Source organism: Streptomyces sp. (assembly GCF_031178505.1).
Taxonomy (GTDB): domain Bacteria; phylum Actinomycetota; class Actinomycetes; order Streptomycetales; family Streptomycetaceae; genus Streptomyces; species Streptomyces gulbargensis.
The window spans coordinates 1-2,624 of the sequence record NZ_JAPSIW010000880.1 but is presented as its reverse complement, the minus strand read 5'-3'; the positions used below and the strand labels follow the sequence as shown (position 1 = coordinate 2,624).

The following is a 2,624-nucleotide window of genomic DNA, read 5'->3' as shown; positions in this document are numbered from 1 at the left end:
GCTCCAGCAGACCCGGCAGGTCGCCCCGCCAGTGGTGGAACTGCGGCGAGCCCGGCCGCTCCCGCCCGTCGCCCACCCCCGTGTCGACCAGGACCGTCCGCCCCGCGCTGCGCAGCACCCAGGTCTGCAGTGCCATCACCGCCCGGCCGGTCACCGGGTCCCAGTGGTCCGGCGCGAGCCAGTCCTCGTTCTCCTCCCAGGTCTCCGCCCCGGCCCCGGGGACGAGCTCCCCGGCCGGCGCGAAGGGCCCCCGCCACTCGACCACCCGCAGGACCTCGACGTCCCCGAACACCATCCGCTGTGTGCTCTCGCGTTCCATGACCCGACCCTAGGAAGCCCGCCGTGAGCCTCTCAATGTCCCTACGGCTCCGGGAGATACGCGTACGTCTCACGGCCCCGGCTAGCCTGGCGCGATGGATGTGGTGAGCGACGCGATCGCGGCCGTACGGACCGGGCGGCCCTCCACCCGGCGGGTACGGATCGGGGGCCGCTGGTGCGCCCGTCTCGCGCCGTACGAGGGCGCCGGTTTCCACGTGGTCCTGGAGGGTCGCTGCTGGCTGCTGCCCGACGGCGGCGAACCGGTCTCTCTCGGCCCGGGGGACGCCGTCCTGCTGCCGCACGGCACCGGGCACGTCATCGCCGACGCGCCCGTCGACGCGGCGGGGCTCCGGCGGGCCGTGCCGTTCGAGCGGTGGGAGGGGTGGGACCCGGGCCGTGACGGAACGCGGGCGGGCGCCCCGGTGGAGATGCTGTGCGGCAAGTACCGGCTCGACCGCAGCCGTGCCCACCCCCTGCTCGCCGAACTCCCGCCCCTCGTCCACCTCCCCGACCGGCCCGGGCGACCGCCGGAGCTGCGGGCCGCGATCGGGCTCCTGGGACGGGAGGTGGACGAGCGGCTGCCCGGCTCGGCGATCGCGCTGCCGAGCCTGGTCGACCTGCTCCTGGTCTACATGATCCGGTCCTGGGCGGCGCCGGGCACCGCCGGGAGCTGGCCCGCCGCCCTCGGTGACCCGGTGACCGCCGCCGCGCTCCGCGCCCTGCACGGCGATCCGGCCGCGCCCTGGACGGTGGAGCGGCTGGCCGCCGAGGCCGGGGTCTCCCGGCCCACGCTGGCGCGCCGCTTCACCGCGCTCGTCGGCCGGCCGCCGATGGCGTACCTGACGTGGTGGCGGCTCACCCGGGCCGCCGCGCTGCTCCGGGAGACCGGTGAGCCGCTGGAGACGGTCGCCCGCCGGGTCGGCTACGGCACTCCGTACGCGCTGTCGCACGCCTTCCGCCGCGAGTTCGGCACCACGCCCGGCCGGTACCGGGCGGCGACGGAGGCCGGCGGCTGAGCGACACCCCGAAGGGGTGGTGTCAGTCCCCGAGGAGGGCGCGCTGGGCCTCGTACAGGTTCCGGGGGCGGACCGACTCCGGCCTCCCGTACGCCTCCACGCACGCGTGGAGCGCGCCGGTGAAGTCGGGGACGTCGATCTGGTCGAGCTCCCGGACCTCGCTGATGCCGACGGTCGCGCTGTACGGGGCGACGGTGTCCAGCCTGGCCGATCCGGAGGTGGTCGTCGATCCGGTACGTGCCCGGCGGCAGGAGGACCGTGCCGCCGCCCCGCTCCCCTGCCTCGGCGAACTCCCGCCAGAGCCGCGCGACGGCGGGACGTCCGGCGGGAGCGGGACCGCCGCCCGGTGCGGGGCGGGCGGGGGTGGGCCCGTGGGGGTCGCGGGCGCGGCGAGAGCCGTGGTGGACGCCGCCGTGGTGACGGCGGCCGTCACCGCCGTCGCGGCGGCGGCGAACCGCCTCCTGCCGAATGCCATGAGGTTCCGGGGAAGGGGTCAGTGCGCGGGCTTCTGAATCAGGCTCTTGAACGCGTCGAGGTTCCTGGTGGACTCGCCGCGCGAGACCCGCCACTCGTACTCGCGGCGGATCGCCGAGGCGAAGCCGAGTTCGAGGAGGGTGTTGAAGTCGCCGTCCGCCGCTTCGAGCACCGAGCCGAGGAGTCGGTCCAGCTCCTCGGGCGTCACGGCCGCGAGCGGCAGCTTGCCGGCGAGGTAGATGTCGCCGAGCCCGTCGATCGCGTACGCCACCCCGTACAGCCTGAGGTTGCGCTCCAGGAGCCAGCGGTGGACACCCGTCTCGTTCTCGTCGGGGTGACGGATGACGAAGGCGTTGAGGGAGAGCGAGTGCCGCCCCGCCTTCAGCGAGAGCGTGGTGAACAGCTTGCGCGTCCCCGGGAGTTTCACCACGTACGAGCCGGGCTCGGGGGACTCCCACTCCAGCTCGGCGTCGTCCAGGGTCGTCTCGATGGTCCGCCGTACGTTCCCGGTCACGTCCTCAGCCATGGTGGGAGCGTACGCGACGGCGGTTCTCGCGCAGCCGGTGGTCGTGCATGGCGGCCGTGTACACGTCGGCCGTGCCCGAGGCGGCGGTGTCCCAGCCGAAGGAGCCGGCGTGCCGGGCCGCCGCCGCGCCCATCCGGTCCGTCAGGGCCGGGTCCGCGACGAAGCGGCCGAGCGCGCGGGCGTAGTCCGCGGGGTCGTGTCCCTGGACGAGGAAGCCGGTCACGTCGTCCCGGACGGCGACCGGCAGCCCGCCGACCGCGGCGGCGACCACCGGGGTGCCGGCCGCCTGC

The 2,624-nt window shown here is 75.5% G+C and carries 4 protein-coding genes and 1 pseudogene; 1 reads left to right on the top strand and 4 read right to left on the bottom strand.

Annotated features, from left to right (window positions below):
* A pseudogene (locus RIF68_RS33885) lies at positions 1-319 on the bottom strand (MBL fold metallo-hydrolase); the annotation flags it as partial.
* A gap of 94 nt (positions 320-413) precedes the next feature.
* On the opposite strand from RIF68_RS33885, the gene RIF68_RS33880 reads away from it, so the two are divergent.
* Entirely contained in the window at positions 414-1,334 is a 921-nt protein-coding gene (locus RIF68_RS33880; RefSeq protein WP_309055304.1) for an AraC family transcriptional regulator, read from the top strand.
* A gap of 22 nt (positions 1,335-1,356) precedes the next feature.
* Here RIF68_RS33880 and RIF68_RS36585 read toward each other — a convergent pair whose 3' ends face one another.
* From RIF68_RS36585 to RIF68_RS33865, 3 genes are all read right to left on the bottom strand, one after another.
* Positions 1,357-1,809, bottom strand: a complete 453-nt coding sequence (locus RIF68_RS36585; protein WP_375165780.1) for a hypothetical protein — start codon at positions 1,807-1,809, stop codon at positions 1,357-1,359.
* Positions 1,810-1,827: 18 nt separating this feature from the next.
* On the bottom strand, positions 1,828-2,334 hold the full coding sequence (locus RIF68_RS33870) for a YbjN domain-containing protein (RefSeq protein ID WP_309055303.1): 507 nt from the start codon (positions 2,332-2,334) through the stop codon (positions 1,828-1,830).
* The coding region (locus tag RIF68_RS33865; RefSeq protein WP_309055302.1) for a glycosyltransferase at positions 2,327-2,624 on the bottom strand (298 nt) is incomplete at its 5' end. The genes RIF68_RS33865 and RIF68_RS33870, both read right to left, overlap by 8 nt.

Coding starts and splice junctions, on each gene's coding strand:
- RIF68_RS33880 (WP_309055304.1), top strand. CDS start 414: ATGGATGTGGTGAGCGACGCGATCGCGGCCGTACGGACCGGGCGGCCC.
- RIF68_RS36585 (WP_375165780.1), bottom strand. CDS start 1,809: ATGGCATTCGGCAGGAGGCGGTTCGCCGCCGCCGCGACGGCGGTGACG.
- RIF68_RS33870 (WP_309055303.1), bottom strand. CDS start 2,334: ATGGCTGAGGACGTGACCGGGAACGTACGGCGGACCATCGAGACGACC.